General features: G+C 72.3%; 19 protein-coding genes. 7 read left to right on the plus strand and 12 right to left on the minus strand.

Annotated features, from left to right (window positions below):
* Positions 1-11 precede the first annotated feature (11 nt).
* Complete coding sequence (locus ACFO0C_RS07615; protein ID WP_378065832.1) at positions 12-446, minus strand: glutaredoxin family protein; 435 nt, start codon at positions 444-446, stop codon at positions 12-14.
* 92 nt (positions 447-538) lie between these two features.
* On the opposite strand from ACFO0C_RS07615, the gene allB reads away from it, so the two are divergent.
* From allB to ACFO0C_RS07630, 3 genes are read left to right on the plus strand one after another with little or no spacing between them, the layout of a single operon-like run.
* Complete coding sequence (allB, locus tag ACFO0C_RS07620; RefSeq protein ID WP_378065833.1) at positions 539-1,849, plus strand: allantoinase AllB; 1,311 nt, start codon at positions 539-541, stop codon at positions 1,847-1,849.
* Entirely contained in the window at positions 1,849-2,820 is a 972-nt protein-coding gene (alc, locus tag ACFO0C_RS07625; RefSeq protein ID WP_378065834.1) for an allantoicase, read from the plus strand. Before allB ends, alc begins: the two co-directional genes overlap by 1 nt.
* The gene (locus ACFO0C_RS07630; RefSeq protein WP_378065835.1) at positions 2,817-3,947 is read left to right on the plus strand and encodes a phosphotransferase family protein; all 1,131 of its coding nucleotides are present in this window, start codon (positions 2,817-2,819) and stop codon (positions 3,945-3,947) included. The genes alc and ACFO0C_RS07630 overlap by 4 nt, the downstream gene beginning before the upstream one ends.
* On the opposite strand, the gene ACFO0C_RS07635 is transcribed toward ACFO0C_RS07630, so the two are convergent.
* A complete protein-coding gene (locus ACFO0C_RS07635; protein ID WP_378065836.1) occupies positions 3,933-4,688 on the minus strand; it encodes a transglutaminase-like domain-containing protein in 756 nt (251 codons plus the stop codon). The two genes, ACFO0C_RS07630 and ACFO0C_RS07635, sit on opposite strands and share 15 nt — an antisense overlap.
* 41 nt (positions 4,689-4,729) lie before the next feature.
* Here ACFO0C_RS07635 and ACFO0C_RS07640 point away from each other — a divergent pair, with 41 nt between their 5' ends.
* Positions 4,730-5,827, plus strand: coding sequence for a protein-L-isoaspartate O-methyltransferase family protein (locus ACFO0C_RS07640; protein WP_378065837.1), 1,098 nt, complete (start codon positions 4,730-4,732; stop codon positions 5,825-5,827).
* A gap of 193 nt (positions 5,828-6,020) precedes the next feature.
* Here ACFO0C_RS07640 and ACFO0C_RS07645 read toward each other — a convergent pair whose 3' ends face one another.
* The 3 genes from ACFO0C_RS07645 to ACFO0C_RS07655 all read right to left on the minus strand — a co-directional run bounded on the left by ACFO0C_RS07645 (position 6,021) and on the right by ACFO0C_RS07655 (position 8,204).
* Positions 6,021-6,662, minus strand: coding sequence for a response regulator (locus ACFO0C_RS07645; RefSeq protein WP_378065838.1), 642 nt, complete (start codon positions 6,660-6,662; stop codon positions 6,021-6,023).
* Positions 6,659-7,912 carry a sensor histidine kinase gene (locus tag ACFO0C_RS07650; RefSeq protein ID WP_378065839.1) on the minus strand — a complete coding sequence of 418 codons (1,254 nt, stop codon included), beginning with the start codon at positions 7,910-7,912 and terminating at the stop codon, positions 6,659-6,661. The genes ACFO0C_RS07645 and ACFO0C_RS07650 overlap by 4 nt, the downstream gene beginning before the upstream one ends.
* A gap of 166 nt (positions 7,913-8,078) precedes the next feature.
* The gene (locus ACFO0C_RS07655) at positions 8,079-8,204 is read right to left on the minus strand and encodes a hypothetical protein (RefSeq protein ID WP_378065840.1); all 126 of its coding nucleotides are present in this window, start codon (positions 8,202-8,204) and stop codon (positions 8,079-8,081) included.
* Between the two features lie 102 nt (positions 8,205-8,306).
* On the opposite strand from ACFO0C_RS07655, the gene ACFO0C_RS07660 reads away from it, so the two are divergent.
* Complete coding sequence (locus tag ACFO0C_RS07660) at positions 8,307-9,890, plus strand: phospholipase D family protein (protein WP_378065841.1); 1,584 nt, start codon at positions 8,307-8,309, stop codon at positions 9,888-9,890.
* Between the two features lie 4 nt (positions 9,891-9,894).
* Here ACFO0C_RS07660 and ACFO0C_RS07665 read toward each other — a convergent pair whose 3' ends face one another.
* Genes ACFO0C_RS07665 through ACFO0C_RS07675 form a run of 3 tightly spaced genes read right to left on the minus strand, consistent with a single transcriptional unit; the run spans position 9,895 to position 12,503 of the window.
* Entirely contained in the window at positions 9,895-11,091 is a 1,197-nt protein-coding gene (locus ACFO0C_RS07665; protein WP_378065842.1) for an aminopeptidase, read from the minus strand.
* A gap of 15 nt (positions 11,092-11,106) precedes the next feature.
* Positions 11,107-12,057 carry a pirin family protein gene (locus tag ACFO0C_RS07670; RefSeq protein ID WP_378065843.1) on the minus strand — a complete coding sequence of 317 codons (951 nt, stop codon included), beginning with the start codon at positions 12,055-12,057 and terminating at the stop codon, positions 11,107-11,109.
* A gap of 5 nt (positions 12,058-12,062) precedes the next feature.
* A complete protein-coding gene (locus tag ACFO0C_RS07675) occupies positions 12,063-12,503 on the minus strand; it encodes a MarR family winged helix-turn-helix transcriptional regulator (protein ID WP_378065844.1) in 441 nt (146 codons plus the stop codon).
* Positions 12,504-12,571: 68 nt separating this feature from the next.
* On the opposite strand from ACFO0C_RS07675, the gene ACFO0C_RS07680 reads away from it, so the two are divergent.
* A complete protein-coding gene (locus ACFO0C_RS07680) occupies positions 12,572-13,027 on the plus strand; it encodes a GNAT family N-acetyltransferase (RefSeq protein WP_378066078.1) in 456 nt (151 codons plus the stop codon).
* A gap of 62 nt (positions 13,028-13,089) precedes the next feature.
* Positions 13,090-13,596, plus strand: a complete 507-nt coding sequence (locus ACFO0C_RS07685; RefSeq protein ID WP_378065845.1) for a GNAT family N-acetyltransferase — start codon at positions 13,090-13,092, stop codon at positions 13,594-13,596.
* A 32-nt stretch (positions 13,597-13,628) separates the two neighbouring features.
* Here ACFO0C_RS07685 and ACFO0C_RS07690 read toward each other — a convergent pair whose 3' ends face one another.
* The 4 genes from ACFO0C_RS07690 to ACFO0C_RS07705 all read right to left on the minus strand — a co-directional run bounded on the left by ACFO0C_RS07690 (position 13,629) and on the right by ACFO0C_RS07705 (position 15,717).
* Positions 13,629-14,249 (minus strand): Clp protease N-terminal domain-containing protein, encoded by a 621-nt coding sequence (locus ACFO0C_RS07690; RefSeq protein WP_378065846.1) that lies wholly within the window; start codon positions 14,247-14,249, stop codon positions 13,629-13,631.
* Position 14,250: 1 nt separating this feature from the next.
* Positions 14,251-14,487, minus strand: coding sequence for a helix-turn-helix domain-containing protein (locus ACFO0C_RS07695; protein WP_378065847.1), 237 nt, complete (start codon positions 14,485-14,487; stop codon positions 14,251-14,253).
* Between the two features lie 101 nt (positions 14,488-14,588).
* The gene (locus tag ACFO0C_RS07700) at positions 14,589-14,792 is read right to left on the minus strand and encodes a DUF3072 domain-containing protein (protein WP_378065848.1); all 204 of its coding nucleotides are present in this window, start codon (positions 14,790-14,792) and stop codon (positions 14,589-14,591) included.
* Between the two features lie 208 nt (positions 14,793-15,000).
* Positions 15,001-15,717 carry a VOC family protein gene (locus ACFO0C_RS07705; protein WP_378065849.1) on the minus strand — a complete coding sequence of 239 codons (717 nt, stop codon included), beginning with the start codon at positions 15,715-15,717 and terminating at the stop codon, positions 15,001-15,003.
* Between the last annotated feature and the right edge of the window lie 131 nt (positions 15,718-15,848).

Genomic DNA, 15,848 nt, shown 5'->3' on the forward strand with positions numbered 1-15,848 from the left:
GGCGGGCCCGCTCAGGACTGCGGGGCGGCCGGCAGGATCTGGTCCCGGATCCAGGACGGGTCGGGGTTGACGTGGCCCCGGCCGCCGATCACCACGGTCGGCACGGTCTCGTCTCCACCGGTGATCTCCCGGACCGCGGCGGCGGCGGACGGGTCCTGCCAGATGTCGACCCAGCGCAGCCGGTCGGCATCCGCGCCGAGGCGGGCACGCAGCCGCAGGCAGAAGACGCAGCCGGGCCGCCAGTAGACGATCGGCCGGTCGTCGCCGGTGGCGGCGGACGTGGCCGGCGAGCGGGGGAACGCGAGCGGCGACAGCACGAACGCGAGCACCAGGAACCCGGCCAGCAGCAGAGCGGCGGTGCCGGGTGCGCCGTCGCCGAACCGGGCCGCGGCGATCAGGACACCGCAGAGGGCGGCCATCGCCGCCACGCTCCATCGTCGCACCATGGAGCGGCACGGTACTCCGCTACCGCCGGTAACGGCATCCCGGACGGGACTGATGAGCGCCGAGTGAAACAAAGCGCCGATAGGGTCGGTCCATGGCTGATCTTGTAGTGCGCTCGCGGCGCGTGACGACACCGGACGGCGAGCGGGCGGCGGCCGTCGTGGTGCAGGACGGGACGATCGCGGCGGTGCTGCCCTACGACGCGGAGGTGCGGGCGGCGCAGGACGTCGACCTCGGCGCGACCGCGCTGCTCCCGGGCCTGGTCGACACCCACGTGCACGTCAACGAGCCGGGCCGGACCGAGTGGGAGGGGTTCGCCACGGCGACCCGGGCGGCCGCGGCCGGCGGTGTCACCACGATCATCGACATGCCGCTGAACAGCCTGCCGCCGACCGTGACGGGCGAGGCGCTGAAGATCAAGCAGGCGGCCGCGGCCGGCCAGTGTCACGTCGACGTCGGCTTCTGGGGCGGTGCGATCCCGGGCAACGCCGGTGACCTGCCCGATCTGCACGCGGCCGGGGTCTTCGGCTTCAAGTCGTTCCTCGCCGACTCCGGTGTGCCCGAGTTCCCGCCGGTCGACGCCGATCAGCTGGCCGAGGCGATGGGGGCGGTCGACGCGCTGTTCGTGATCCACGCCGAGGACCCGGACCACCTGCGCGAGGCGGCGAGCTCGGCGGCGTACGCCGATTTCCTGAACTCCCGTCCCCAGGACGCCGAGCACGCCGCGGTCGCCACCGCGATCGCGGTGGCCCGCGCCACCGGCCGGCGCGCACACATCCTGCACCTCTCGGCGGCTTCCGCGCTCCCGCTGATCGCCCGGGCAAGAGCCGAGGGGGTACGGGTGACCGCCGAGACCTGCCCGCACTACCTGACCCTGGACGCGGCCGAGATCCCCGACGGCGCCACCGAGTTCAAGTGCTGCCCGCCGATCCGTGACACCGCGAACGCCGACAAGCTGTGGGAGGCCCTGGCCGACGGCCTGATCACGTGCGTGGTCAGCGACCACTCGCCGTGCACGCCCGACCTGAAACGGCAGGACACCGGTGACTTCGCGGCCGCGTGGGGCGGGATCGCCTCGGTGCAGCTGGGTCTTCCCGTGATCTGGACCGCGGCCGCCGCGCGGGGACATACCCTCGCGGACGTGGTGAAGTGGATGGCGCGCCGCCCCGCCGATCTGGTGGGATTGCGGAACAAGGGCCGCATCGCGGTCGGCGCAGACGCGGATCTGGTGGCGTTCGAGCCGGACGAGGAGTTCGTCGTCGACGCTCACGCACTGCACCACCGGAACCCCGTCACGCCGTACGCCGGAAAGGTCCTGCGGGGTGTGGTCCGCACCACCTGGCTGCGCGGAAGCGCGGTGACCGGCGACAACGCCGGCGGAAAGTTCTTGGTAAGGGAGATCTGATGGACTTCAGCGCGCTGCCCGACCTCGCGTCCCGGGCTTTCGGCGGAGGCGTCGTGCACGCCAACGACGAGTTCTTCGCCGCCGCCGACCACCTGGTGCTGCCGGATGCGCCGGGTCACGCGCCGAAGACGTTCGACCACAAGGGACAGGTCTACGACGGCTGGGAGACCCGCCGCCGCCGGGTGCCGGGCCACGACTTCGCGGTCGTCCGGCTCGGCGCGCCCGGCATCGTGCACGGCGTCGACATCGACACCGCGTTCTTCACCGGCAACTTCCCGCCGTACGCCTCGGTCGAAGCAGTTGAACTGCCGGGGTATCCCGGCCCGGACGAGCTGGCCGGCGCCGATTGGGTGGAGATCCTGCCGAAGTCGCCGCTCAAGGGCGACGGCCGCAACCTGTACCCGGTGGAGGACCGCCGCCGGTTCACACACGTGCGGCTGAACATCTTCCCCGACGGCGGCGTGGCCCGGCTGCGCGTGCACGGCGAGGTGGTGCCCGATCCGGAGCTGCTGCCGAAGGTGTTCGACGTGGCCGCCGCCGAGTACGGCGCGACCGTCGTCGACTGCAGCAACATGTTCTACGGCAACCCGCAGCGGATGCTGATGCCCGGCCTGGCCCGCAACATGGGCGACGGCTGGGAGACGTCCCGGCGCCGTGACGACGGCAACGACTGGGTGCTGGTGCGGCTGGCCGCTCCGGCCGTGCTGCGCTTCGCCGATCTGGACACCAGTCACTTCAAGGGCAACGCACCCGGCTGGGCCACGCTGACCGGTTTCGACAGCGAGGGTTTCGCCCACGAGCTGCTGCCGCGGGTGGTGCTGCGCCCCGACACCCCGCACCGGTTCCCGCTGGTCAAAGCACCTGAGGTGGTGCAGGTCCGGCTGGACGTGTTCCCGGACGGCGGCATGGCCCGGCTGCGACTGCTGGGGCGTGCCGACCGGAAGTTCCTGCGTGCGAGACTCGGCCGGTGAGCCGTACCGTCTCTCTCGTGCTCGTCGATCCGGCGGGTGTGCTTCTCGGTCAGTTGCCGCCGTTCATCGTCGAGGTGCCCTGGTGGCAGGAGGTCGCCGGGGTGGTGGCCGGTGCCGGGATCGACGTCACCGTGCTGCGCCTGCTGCACGGCGACCAGGCCATGCCGCCCGGCGGGCACGTCACCTACCTGGCGATGACCGATGAGAAACCGGCCGGGCTGCTGCCCGTCGACGTCGATCTGTCGCCGCATCCGTTGCGCGCGTCCTATGCCGAGCCGGCGGGCGCGGCGGCGTCACTGGCCTGGGCGGCCGGTGCCCTGGACCGGATCGGCCTGTCCGGTCTGACCGCCCGGCAGCAGCGCACCTGGAACCTGTCGGCGATCTGGCGGTTCGACGGGCCGGACGGAGTGCCGGCGGCCTGGCTCAAACAGGTTCCGTCGTTCTTCGCGCACGAGGCGGCGGTGCTCCGGCTGGTCGACGGTGTCGCGCCGGGCCTGACGCCGTATGTGCTGGCAGCCGGGGACGAGGGCCGGGCGCTGATCGCGCACGTGCCCGGCGAGGACCGCTACGGTGCGCCGCCGGCTTTCCGGGCCGAGGTGCTGGCCGCGTTGCAGCCGGTGCAGGAGCATTTCGCCGGCCGGGTCCACGAGCTGCGCGCCGCCGGGATCCCCACGTTGTCGCTGGAGGGCCTGCCGCACATCGCCGCCCCGCACATCGCCGGCATTCCGGGTCTTCGGGAGCTGCTGGACGACCTTCCCCGCCGGCTCGCCGCCGTGGACGAGTGCGGCCTCCCGGACACCCTCGTCCACGGTGACCTGCACATGGGCAACGTGATCCACGACGGGGAGTCGTTCACCATCGTGGACTGGGGCGACGCCGCGATCGGCAACCCGGCCTTCGACGCGGTGCGGATGCCCGGCGAGCCGGAGGTGCTCACCGCGTGGGCGGAGCTGTGGCCCGGCCACGACGCCCTTCGGGCCGCCCAGCTGCTGCAACCGGTCGAGCTGCTGCGTCAGGCGGTCGTCTACGACACCTTCATGGCCAGGATCGAACCGTCCGAGTGGCCCTACCACGCCGACGACGTACGCCGGTGCCTCCAGACCGCTGTCGACCTAGCCGGGCAGTGACACCAGCTCCCGATGGTCGTCGAAGGGCAGGTTCCCTCCGGCGACCGCCAGGATCTCGGTGCCGGTCAGGCTGAGCGTCCCGGACAGCGTCGTGGCGAACGCCGTGTCCGCGGCGTCGCGGCCGGTCGCGATCCGCATCAGCGACTGCCGCGGCGCGAGCCGGGTCGCGTCCCACACCCGCCATCGGCCGTCGATCGCGGTCTCCACCACGAGGTGGAAGTCCATCGGGGACAGTCCCGGCGCGTAGACGGCGGCGACCCGGGCCGGGATGTCGCGGGCCCGGCACAGGCTGGCGGTCAGGTGGGCGAAGTCACGGCACACCCCCGCCCCGGCCAGCAGGGTGTCCACCGCGTCGGTCGTCGGGCCGCTGCTCCCACCCTGGTAGGCGATGTGCTCGTGCACCCAGTCGGTGATCGCCCGGACCGTCGCGGCCGGGTCACCGTCACCGAAACGGGTCGCCGCGAATCCGCCGAGCCGGTCGGACGGGCAGTACCGGCTGGGCCGCAACCCGACGATCCGCTCCTCGTCGCCGACCGGTGGCGGCGCGGACCCCGGTGGCACGGTCGCCCGGTAGCGCACGACCACCGTGCCCTTGCCCACTGTGATCAAGGAAGTGTCGCTCGGCGCACCGTCGACCAGCAGCGTTGCGGTGGCCGCGCCGGCCGCCGCGATCTGGAGGGCGATCTCGGCGGGCTCGGTGACGTCGAATTCCAGGGTGCAGCCGACCTCGGAGATATCCACGGAACTCACCGTATCGGCGCCGCGTTACGTACCGTGTCAGCATGGAAGACGTCCGCCGGCGTTATGTCCAGCTGATCCGGGGCGACGGGCTCCCGCCCGCGCTGGCCGAGGCGTTCGCGACCGTGCCACGCGAGATCTTCGTCGCCGACGGGTTCCACCGCCGCGACGGCCGGCGCGTGGTGCCCGCCGACCCCGAGTACCTTCCGACCGTCTACAGCGACGACGTCCTGGTCACCAAACTCGCCGGTGAGGTGCCGGTGAGTTCCTCCAGCCAGCCGTCGCTGATGGCCATCATGATCGAGGCGCTGGACGTGCGGCCCGGCATGCGGATCCTCGAGATCGGCGCGGGCACCGGCTACAACGCGGCACTCCTCGCTTCGCTCGGCGCCGAGGTGACCACGGTGGACGTTCAGGCCGACGTCGCGGCCCGGGCACGGTCCGCCCTGGCCCGGGCAGGCATCACGGGGGTACGGGTGGAAGCCGCCGACGGCTACACCGGAGGCCCGTTCGCCCGTTACGACCGCATCATCGTGACCGTCGGCGTCGCCGGGATCTCCCCGCACTGGCTGGACCGGCTCGAACCGGGCGGCCGCCTGATCGTCCCCGTCGCGCACGGCGGCATCCACCCGGTCCTCGACATCCGCACCGGCCCACTGACCGCGACCGTGGTCTGCTCGGCCGGATTCATGGGTGCCGCGGGCCCGCTCGGCGCCCGCCATCCGCGCAGCCACCCACCGGTCGCGACCGGGCTGGAAGGCCTGGAGGAGGTGTCGCCGGCCCGCTGGAAACCGTCGCTCGACGCCGACGCCTACCGCGGTCTGTGGTTCGCGGCCGCCGCCTGGCATCCGCGGGTGAGTCACGCCTCGATCCCCGGCCGGGAGCAGAGTTACCTCGCGGTCCTCGACGACAGCGGCGGGGCCGGCGCGGTCGTCCTGGCCGATGGCGCGATCCTCGCCTCGGGACCGGAGGCGGAGCGGTGCACGGCCGTCGGCACCGCCCTGTCTGACCGCTGGTGGTCCCTGGACCGCCCACCGATGCGGGCCTGGCGCATCGGTTTCTCCCTGGTCGGCGACCCGGCCGCGCCGATCTGGGCCCCGGCCCGCTGGACCCTGACCCCCACCACCGCCCCGGACGCGTAGATGCTCACCTGAGGTTCCTCGGCGGTCCCGGCTCCATAGATGCTCACCTGAGGTTCCTCGGCGGTCCCGGCTCCATAGATGCTCACCCGAGGTTCCTCGGCGATCCCGGACGCGTAGATGCTCACCCGAGTCTCCCGGTGAACCCGGACGTGCCGGGCCGGTGGCCGATCGGGCCGCCGCCTTCTGCCGGCGCTCAGCGCGCCCGCAGGTAGGTCAGCACCGCCAGCACCCGCCGATTGGTGTCGTCGGTCGGTGGCAGGCCCAGCTTGGCCAGGATGTTGCCGACGTGCTTGCCGACCGCCGGATCGCTGATGAACAGGGCCGCCGCGATCGCCGAGTTGGAGCGGCCCTCGGCGATCAGGGACAGCACCTCCCGCTCCCGCCCGGAGAGCCCGGCCAGCGGATCCTGCGGGCGGCGGATCAGCCGGCGGACCACGTCGGGGTCGACGACGGTGCCGCCGGCGACCACCGTGCGCAGCGCGGCCACGAACTCGGCGATGTCGGCGACCCGATCCTTCAGCAGATAGCCGACCGCCTCGCCGGTGCCGATCAGGTCGGCGGCGTAGTCGTGCTGCACATGCTGACTGAGCACGACGATCGGCAGGCCGGGCCGATCCCGCCGCAGCCGCACCGCCGCGCGGAGCCCCTCGTCCTGAAAAGTCGGTGGCATCTTGATGTCGGTGATCACCAGCCCGGGATCGTGCCGCTCGACGGCGGCGGTCAGCTCGGCGGCGTCACCCACCGCGGCGACCACCTCGAACCCGAACCGGACCAGCACCCCGACCAGGCCCTCCCGCAGCAGGACACCGTCCTCGGCGAGGACGACCCGGGTCACAGCTCGACCCGCAGCAGGGTCGGGCCACCGGGCGGGCTGGCCAGCAGCAGCTTGCCCCCGGCCGCGGCGACCCGGTCGGCCAACCCGGTCAGGCCGGACCCGCGGGCCGGATCGGCGCCGCCCCGCCCGTCGTCGAGCACCTCCAGCACGGTCGCCTCACCGGCCCGGTCGAGTCGCACCCGCACCGACGTGGCGTGCGCGTGCTTCGCGACATTGGTCAGTGCCTCTGCCGCCACGAAATAGGCGGTGGTCTCGACCCGCTCCGGCAGCCGGCCGGCGACCGCGTCGGCGTCGACCGTCACCGGCACCGGCGAGTTGGCAGCCAGCTCCCACAGCGCGGCCGGCAACCCCAGGTCGGCGAGGGTCTGCGGGCGGATGCCGTGCACCAGGTCGCGCAGCACCACCATCAGCTCCTTGGCCTGGTCGTGGGCCCGGCCGAGTGGCTCGGCGGCGGGTGAGTCGCCGGGCAGGTCGAGCCGGGCCATGCCGAGCTGGAGGGTGAGGCTGGTGAGCCGGTGCTGCGCGCCGTCGTGCAGGTCACGCTCGATCCGGCGGCGCTCGGCGTCGAACGCGTCGGCCAGCCGGGCCCGGGACAGCGACACCTCGCTCAACTGGTCGCGCAGCCCGTCACCGCCGCCGAGCAGCCGCCGGGCCAGGGCGCCGTGCAGCGCCGCCACCGCACCGGCGAGGTAGAGCAGGAGCGGGAGCAGGACCAGCCCGAGCAGCATGAACGGCGCCGACCCGGAACCGCCGTGCACCACCAGGTCGCCGAACTGCCACTCGGCGATCCACGGGCTGAGCAGGAGCACCACCTCGAGGACGGCGAGCAGGGCGGCACCGAGCCAGAGCAGCGGAGCGGCCACGGCGAGCAGCACCGCATAGGCGACGGCCCGCCAGGTCGACTCCTCCCGGTAGCGGGCGGCGAACCAGGCGACCGGGCCGGTGGTCAGCGGCCGGTGCGGGACGGGCAGCCGGAGCCGGCGCCGCTCCAGCGCGGCCAAGGGCAGCGCCACGGCCGGGCCGGCGCCGGCGAACAGGGCCGCCGACAGGAGCATCAGCACGACCACGGCCGGTTTGGGCCCGCGGCCCTCGGTGACCTCCCGCACGGCGACCAGCCACGGCAGCGCCAGCATCCAGAACCCGAACGCGACCGGCGTGGCGACCACGGCGGTCACCGCGAGGCGCAGCAGCGCCCGCCACGGCTGGACCGTGAGCAGGTAGCGGCGGTCTTTCAGGGCATCGATGAACACCGGCTCACGGTAGCCACCACGGCCCGGCCCGGCCCAGCATGCCAGGGACACCTTCCGAGGTATGGCCAGCTATACCCTCGTCCGGCCGGTGGCTCGCAGGTCCTGGCGATGTTCGGTCCTGGCGATGTTCGGTCCCGGCGATGTTCGGTCCCGGCGGTGTTCGCGGTCAGGACATCAACAGCATCGCGGTGGTGCCGAGGAGCACCAGCACCAGGACCGCGATGAGCAGCCCCTTCTCGGCGGTGTCGGTGGCCTCGGCGATGGGCGTGGTGGTCAGTGGCTCACTGCTCATGGGTCCTGTCCTCCGCGGGGGTCGAGGGGGATCACCGCTCCGGGTGCGAGCGGCTGGCGGGAGGCTTACGGTGAGGGCGTCGTCGACCTCGAAGGGGTTGCAGTGCCGCCGCAGGAATGGCTTCTCTCCGCTGCCGAACGCGGCAACCCGGACACCTCCATACCCATATGGAACACTGGAAACACGGTCGAGCCACTTATTCACGGGCAAAGTTACTTCGATCGGCTGGTGACCGAAATCGGCCGGCTGGAGCCCGGTGACCACCTGTTCTTCACCGACTGGCGCGGTGACCCGGACGAGCGTACGAGCGACGACGGCCCGACCGTGGCCGAGCTGTTCGCCGCGGCCGCCGCACGCGGGGTGATCGTCAAGGGTCTGCTCTGGCGCTCCCACCTGGACAGGCTGGCGTACAGCGAGGAGGAGAACCGGAACCTCAGCGACGACATCGAGGCCGCCGGCGGTGAGGTGCTGCTCGACCAGCGGGTCCGTCGGGGCGGGTCGCACCACCAGAAGCTCGTGGTGCTGCGCCATCCGGGCCGCCCCGAACTGGACATCGCGTTCGCCGGAGGCATCGACCTGTGTCACAGCCGCCGCGACGACGCCCGGCACCACGGCGACCCGCAGGCAGTCCGGATGGCGTCGCCGTACGGCCCGAACCCGCCCTGGCACGACATCCAGCTCGCGCTTCGCGGCCCGGTCGTGGGTGCCCTCGACCATTCGTTCCGGGAGCGGTGGACCGACCGGGTCCCGCTCGACCAGGACGGGCCGATCGCCACGATCACCGACCGGCTGCGCCACGAGGACATGAGCCCCGACCCGCTGCCCGAGCAGCCGCCGGACCCGCCGGAGTGCGGCCCGCACACCGTGCAGGTGCTGCGGACCTACCCGGCGATGCGGCCGCCCTACGGCTTCGCGAGACTCGGTGAGCGCAGTGTCGCCCGCGGCTACACCAAGGCGATCAAGCGGGCCCGCCGGCTGATCTACCTGGAGGACCAGTATCTCTGGTCGAAGGAGGTGGCCCAGCTCTTCGCCGAGGAGATGCGCGACGAGCCGGACCTGCACCTGATCGCCGTGGTGCCGCGCCACCCGGACGTGGACGGCGGTTTCGCGCTGCCGCCCAACCAGGTGGGCCGGGAACAGGCCATCGAGCTGTGCAGGCGGGCCGCCGCCGACCGGGTGCACGTCTTCGACCTGGAGAACGACGCCGGTACCCCGATCTACGTGCACGCGAAGGTGTGCGTGATCGACGACATCTGGTGCAGTGTCGGCAGCGACAACTTCAACCGTCGCTCGTGGACGCACGACAGTGAGCTGTCCTGCGCGGTCCTCGACGGCACCCGCGACGAACGGGAGCCCCGTGACCCGGCCGGGCTCGGCGACGGTGCCCGGACGTTTCCCCGTGATCTGCGGCTGGCCCTGATGCGTGAGCACCTGGACCGGGCCGACGGCGACGACGCGGACCTGCTCGACCCGGTCGCCGCGGTCGAGGCGATGACCGCGGCCGCCGACCGGCTGCGGGACTGGCGGGACGGCGGACGGGTCGGACCCCGCCCGCCGGGCCGGTTGATCCCGCACGAGACCGAGCGCCTGCCGTGGCATCAGCGGCTGTGGGCGCTCCCCGCGTACCGCCTCGTCTATGACCCGGACGGCCGTCCGTGGCGGGATCGCCGGCGCGCCCGCTGGTGAGCGGTCAGAGCACCCACTCGTCGTTGCGGATGATCTCGACGGTGCCCTTCGGCCCGGTGCCGGTGACCGTGATGCCCTCGCCGCCGATCACCACGTCGGTGTGCACGGCCGACGTGTTCAGCCCCAGCTCCTCGCGCTGGGCGGCGGGCAGGTCGAGGGCGCCGGGCACCGCGAACGGGAAGCTCGATCCCCAGGCCACGTGACACCCCGCGTTCTCGTCGAAGAGCGTGTTGTGGAAGACGAGCCCGGTGCGGGCGATCCGGCTCTCCGAGTCGACCAGGGACACCTCGCCGAGCGACCGGGCGCCGGGATCGGTCTCCAGTTGCGCCCGCACCGCGTCGGCGCCGGAGTCCGCGGACACGTCGACGATCCGGCCGCCGGCGAACTCCACGCGCAGCCCGCGCACCAGACTTCCGTTGAGCACCAGCGGTTTCGTCAGCCGGATCACCCCGTCGGCGCGGCGCCGGTCGGGGCTGGTGAACACCTCCTCGGTCGGGATGTTCGGCATGTACGGCACGCCGGCCGCGTCGACCAGCCCGCCACCGATCCACCGGCAACCCGGGATCAGGCCCACCGTGAGATCGGTGCCGTCCCCCTCGTACCGGATCGAGGTCAGCTCCAGCTCGTCGAGCCGGGCCCCGCGCCCGGCGAGGACCGCGGCCCGTTCCTGCCAGGCGGCCGCCGGGTCCTCGGTGTCCAGGCGCATCGCCGTCGACACCGCCTCCCACAGCCGCTCGGTGTCCGGCTCACCGAAGACCTGGGCGGCCCAGCCCGGGTTGGGCGCGCCCACGATGGTCCAGCGCAGGCGGCCGAGAACCATCTCCCGCATGGCGCGGACCTCGTCGGCCGGGAACGCGGCGGCACGCACCGGGTCGGCGCCGTCGAGCAGGTGCGGATCCGCGTCGCCGTGCAGGGCGATCGAGGCGACGCCCTGCTCGGACCACTCGCGGATGCGCTGGAGGGCCCAGCCGCGGCTGGCGGACAGTGACTCCGCGCTGGCGTGATCGACGGCGGCGCGGCGCATCGGGCCGTCCGTCCAGATCGGCTCGACCCAGGCGGCCCCGGCGGCATACGCCGCCGCCACGACCGCCCGGGCGATCTCCAGGTGCGCGGTGTCCGTACGAAGAATGACTCCCTGCCCGGGCTGGACGTTGGCGCCGGCCCGGACCACGACGTCGGCGAATCGCTCGATGCGGTCCATGATGGTCAGACTAGGTCAATCCACGTGCGGTATGCGCGCCGCCGGAATGACGCCGAGCCGCCCTTTCTGGAAGTCCTCGAAAGCCTGCTTCAGCTCGGCCCGGGTGTTCATCACGAACGGCCCGTAGTGGGCGATCGGCTCGCGGATCGGCTGCCCGCCCATCACGAAGAGGTCGAGCTCCGTCTTCGCCTCCACCCGGATCGCCTCGCCCGGCCCGTGGGTGGCCAGCTGCCCGAGCTGGACCGGCCGCATGTCGGTGCCCACCCAGCCCTCACCCGAGAGGGTGTAGACCAGCGCGTTGTAGTCGGTCTGCCACGGCAGGTCGAGACGTGCGCCGGGCTGGAGGGTGATGTGCGCCAGGTTGATCGGCGTGAACGTCGACCCCGGACCGCGGTGCCCGGCGATCTCACCGGCGATGACCCGGATCAGCCCGCCGCCGTCCGGTGTGGTGAGGAGCGCGGCCTTCGTACCCCTGATGTCCTGGTATTTGGGGTCGATCATCTTGGCCGCCCGCGGCAGATTGACCCAGAGCTGGAGCCCGTGGAAGAGGCCACCGCTCACCACCAGGTGCTCCGGCGGCGCCTCGATGTGCAGGATCCCGGAGCCGGCGGTCATCCACTGGGTGTCGCTGTTGGAGATCGAGCCGCCACCACCGAGCGAGTCCTGGTGGTCCATGATCCCGTCGATCATGTAGGTCACCGTCTCGAATCCGCGGTGCGGGTGCCAGGGCGTCCCCTTGGGCTCGCCCGGCGCGTAGTCGACCTCGCCCATCTGGTCCAGGTGGATGAACGGGTCGAGCTCGGACATCGGCACCCCGGCGAAGGCCCGGCGCACCGGGAAACCCTCACCCTCGTAGCCCTGAGGTGCGGTGGTCAGCCGCCGGACCGCGCGGAACTCGGTGGTCACCGGGTCGAGTCGCGGCAGGCGGGGCAGGACGAGGACGTCGTCGACGGTGATGGCGGGCATGGGTCTCACACCTTCCTGATCTTGGCGAAGACGCGGCCGATCACGGCCAGCTCCTCGTCGTCGAGATGATCGATGAAGCTCTCGCGAACGGTCGCCAGATGCGCGGGCGCGGCCTCGCGCAGGACCGTCAGCCCCTCACCGGTGAGCACGGCCTCCTGGCCGCGCCCGTCGTCCGGGCAGCTCTCCTTGCGCACCAGGCCGCGCTTGACCATGGAGTTGATCTGATAGGTGATCCGGCTCGGCGACAGGACGAGCCGGCTGGCCAGCTCGCCCATCCGGATCCGCCGGTCGGGGGCGTCGGCCAGCGCGACGAGCACGTGATAGTCGTTCATGCTCAGGCCGGTGGCGGCGCGCAACTCGTCCTCGAGGCGGGTGTGCAAGGCCCACGAGCTCTCGATGAAGGTGCGCCAGTGCGCCAGCTGCGTCGCGGTGAGCGGTTCGGCCATGTCACGAACCGTACTCCTTCAAATCTGAAATTTCAAATCTGAAATAAGGTTAGGGTGGTCACGTGACGATGCGCCGAGCCACCCCTGACGACGTCGACGAGCTGATCCGCCTCCGCGCGATCATGCTCCGGACCTTCCCCCGCGACTGGAACGACGACTGGCGCGCGCCGGCCCGCGCCTCCCTGCTGCGCCGCCTCGCCGCCCCGGAGCCCGCGCTCGCGGCCTTCGTCGTGGAGAATCCCGACGGCCCGGGCCTCGCCGCCTGCGCGGTCGGCGTCATCGACGAGCACCTCGGCAACCCGTACAGCCCCGACGGCCGGGTCGGCTACGTCTTCAACGTGGTCACCGACCCCGGCATGCGCCGCCGCGGATACTCCCGCGCCTGCCTGGAGGCGTTGCTGCAATGGTTCCGCGACCAGGGCGTCCGCGTCGCGGACCTCAAGGCCTCGCCGGACGGCGAGCCGCTCTACACCACCCTCGGCTTCCAGCGCACGCCCGACCCCGCGATGCGCAAGCGCCTTTGACCATTTTGTACGGCCACCCGCGCGACGATCCACGAGAACTCCGGCCCGGCTACCGTGGCCCGGTGACCGAGCTGACGACCGACCGCCTCCTGCTGCGCCCCTTCCGCTCCGGGGACGTGCCGGCCGTCCACGCCTACGCCGGCGACCCCGAGGTGGTCCGCTACATGGAGTGGGGGCCGAACACCCTCGCCGAGACGGAGGCCTTCGTCGCCGAGGCCGTGCGCCCGGCCCCCGGGGTCCACCTGTTCGCCATCGACCTGGCCGGCACCGTGATCGGCGCCGTCCAGCTCCGGGTCACCAGCGAGGCCCACGCCCGGGCGGAGATGGGCTACACGCTGGCCCGCTCGGCCTGGGGCGAGGGGTACGCCACCGAGGCCGCGACGGCCGTCGTCACCTACGGCTTCGACCGGCTGTCGATGCACCGGGTGGCCGCCACGTGCGACCCGGCCAACGTCGCCTCCCGCCGCGTCCTGGAGAAGGCAGGCCTCACCTACGAGGGCCACCTGCGCGGTTACCTGCTGATCCGCGGCGCCCGGCGGGACCGTCTGCTCTTCGCGAAGACCCGCTGACCCCGGCCCCGCATGGTGACCCGTGCCGTCACCTAGGCGGCCGGGGTGTTGAGTGACTGGGTGAGCCGCTCCCGGGCGGTGCCGACGTCGACGCCGCGCTCGGCCAGGATCAGCATGGCCAGGCCCTGGCCCTCGCGCAGGATGCCCAGCGCGATGTGCTCCGGCGCGATGAAGTTGTGCTTGAGGCGGATCGCCTCGCGCAGGGACAACTCCAGCACCTTCTTGTTGCGTGCCGAGAACGGCCGGTGCCCGGTCACCGCGGTCGGGGTGAACCGGCCGAGCAGCCCCTTCTTCTTCGGTGCCGGACCGGGCAGCCGCAGCGCCCCGGCCCCGAAGTTCTCCTCGATCGCGGCGCGCACCGCGTCCAGGTCGATGCCGATCGACTTGAGCGCCGCCGCGTCCTCGGCGTCCCGGTCGGCGATCGTGGTCGTCTCGCTCCGGTCGCCGACGTGCCGGATGATGGCCGCCCGGACGTAGGCCTCGTCGACCTCCCCGGCCTCGCTCCGCAGCGCCTCCCGGACCGCGCCGTTCTCGGCGGCGACCAGTGACAGCAGTGTGTGCTCGGTGCCGATCGAATCGTGCCCGAGCAGCCGCGCCTTCTCCTGCGCGCCGATCACGGCCTCGCGGGCCGCCTTGGTGAATCGCTCGAACATCTCAGTCCTCCCGTGGATCCGGCATCGGCAGCAGCCGGGCGTGCTTCTTGTGCACGCCCTGGCGGGTCACTTCGAGCGCGTCGGCGATGTCCTGCCAGGACCAGCCCCTGGCCCGGGCGTTCGCCACCTGCAGTCGCTCCAGCCCCTCCAGGAGGCGGCGCAGCGCCACGACCGCCCGCAGGCCGACCCGAGGATCGGTGCTGCCGGCAGCGGCGGCGAGATCGGTAGCTTCGGTCATGCCGTCAACTTACGTTGACAACCTCGGCCGTGTCAACTCAAGTTGACGCCCGGGACGGCGGAGGGCCGGCCCGATCACGGGCCGGCCCTCCGGGAAGCGCCTCAGGCGCCGCGGCCGGTCTTCTCCTGCAACTCGTCGATCTTGCGGGAGGCGTCCGCCTTGGTGAGGTCGCCGGGAACGTCCTCCTGTGCCTCGGTGGCGAGAGTGCGCAGGTAGGACTCCTGCGCCCCGGTGGCCGGTTCGTCCCCGGTGGTCCAGTCCGCCGGGTCCTTGATGGCACTGCCGGCGTCCGTCTGGTCAGCCATGACGCGGTCCTTTCCTGACGATTGTCGAACGCCTGTACCCCTACCCGCAGTCCGGCGGACCCACACCTGAGATCGCCGGCCGTCGTCCGGCCGGGCCTCGCCCGGCGGTGGGGGTGTCTGGGCGACGGCCGGCGAACTGGCCTGGATGCACGGAGAGGCCGGCCCCGAAGGGCCGGCCTCTTCCGAGAGTTGCGGGCGGTGCTGTCGATCAGTCCCAGGCGGGCAGGGTGCCGAGGGAGACGGTCAGCTCGACCGGGTGGTGCACCGGCGCGGCGACCGTGAAGCGGGTGCCGAACGGGTCGCGAAGCTCGGCGAGGGCAGTCAGCCCGGCCTCGGACGGCTCCAGGATGATCGCGCCACCCATCCGCTCGCAGTGGTCGGCCGTGGCCTGGATGTCCTCGACCTGGAAGGCCGCGCGCCACCAGGCGCCACGGTATCCGGGGGCGAGGCCGGCGACGGCGTCGTGGGCCTGGTTGAGCCACTCGCCGGAGCCGAACTGCTGGTTGAGCAGCCAGCCGAACGCCGAGCCGTAGAAGCGGGCCGCCGCGTCCGGGTCGTCGGTGATGAGCTCCGGCCACGACATCGTGCCGGGCTCGCCGCCGGCCTGCGCGCCGGCGAAGTCGTAGGCCTGCCAGAGGCCGATGATGGCGCCGTTGGGGTCGGCGACGATCGCGCGCCGGCCGCCGTGGGCCTCGGCCGGGTGGCTGAGGCAGTGGCCGCCGGAGAGGGCGACCTGTTCGAGCGTCTCCTCGAGGTCGGGTGTGCTCAGGTGGGTGAGCCAGCCGTCCGGCCGGTCGAACTGGCTGCGGGTGAGACCGGCGACAGCGCGCCCCCCGAGCTTGAACCGATCACCCGCTGACTCCCAGCCGAACAACTCTCCGTAGAACTGCGCCGCGCGTGCGGGGTCCGCACTCGCCAGTTCCACCCAGCAAGGTGTCAAGGGTGCATAGCCTCTGATCCGCATGAGCCGCTCCATGGTGGACATCCCCAGTTACCTTCGTACTCTACGGCACTGATAACGCTTCGTCACCACCGGCCGGTTCATTGTCTGGTTTA

Source organism: Actinoplanes subglobosus (assembly GCF_042650585.1).
Classification (GTDB): Bacteria; Actinomycetota; Actinomycetes; order Mycobacteriales; family Micromonosporaceae; genus Actinoplanes; species Actinoplanes subglobosus.

Bases quoted from the DNA above. Each gene is read 5' to 3' on its own strand.
- ACFO0C_RS07615 (WP_378065832.1), bottom strand. From the start codon at position 446: ATGGTGCGACGATGGAGCGTGGCGGCGATGGCCGCCCTCTGCGGTGTC.
- allB (WP_378065833.1), top strand. From the start codon at position 539: ATGGCTGATCTTGTAGTGCGCTCGCGGCGCGTGACGACACCGGACGGC.
- alc (WP_378065834.1), top strand. From the start codon at position 1,849: ATGGACTTCAGCGCGCTGCCCGACCTCGCGTCCCGGGCTTTCGGCGGA.
- ACFO0C_RS07640 (WP_378065837.1), top strand. From the start codon at position 4,730: ATGGAAGACGTCCGCCGGCGTTATGTCCAGCTGATCCGGGGCGACGGG.
- ACFO0C_RS07655 (WP_378065840.1), bottom strand. From the start codon at position 8,204: ATGAGCAGTGAGCCACTGACCACCACGCCCATCGCCGAGGCCACCGAC.
- ACFO0C_RS07665 (WP_378065842.1), bottom strand. From the start codon at position 11,091: ATGGACCGCATCGAGCGATTCGCCGACGTCGTGGTCCGGGCCGGCGCC.
- ACFO0C_RS07670 (WP_378065843.1), bottom strand. From the start codon at position 12,057: ATGCCCGCCATCACCGTCGACGACGTCCTCGTCCTGCCCCGCCTGCCG.
- ACFO0C_RS07675 (WP_378065844.1), bottom strand. From the start codon at position 12,503: ATGGCCGAACCGCTCACCGCGACGCAGCTGGCGCACTGGCGCACCTTC.
- ACFO0C_RS07680 (WP_378066078.1), top strand. From the start codon at position 12,572: ATGCGCCGAGCCACCCCTGACGACGTCGACGAGCTGATCCGCCTCCGC.
- ACFO0C_RS07690 (WP_378065846.1), bottom strand. From the start codon at position 14,249: ATGTTCGAGCGATTCACCAAGGCGGCCCGCGAGGCCGTGATCGGCGCG.
- ACFO0C_RS07695 (WP_378065847.1), bottom strand. From the start codon at position 14,487: ATGACCGAAGCTACCGATCTCGCCGCCGCTGCCGGCAGCACCGATCCT.
- ACFO0C_RS07700 (WP_378065848.1), bottom strand. From the start codon at position 14,792: ATGGCTGACCAGACGGACGCCGGCAGTGCCATCAAGGACCCGGCGGAC.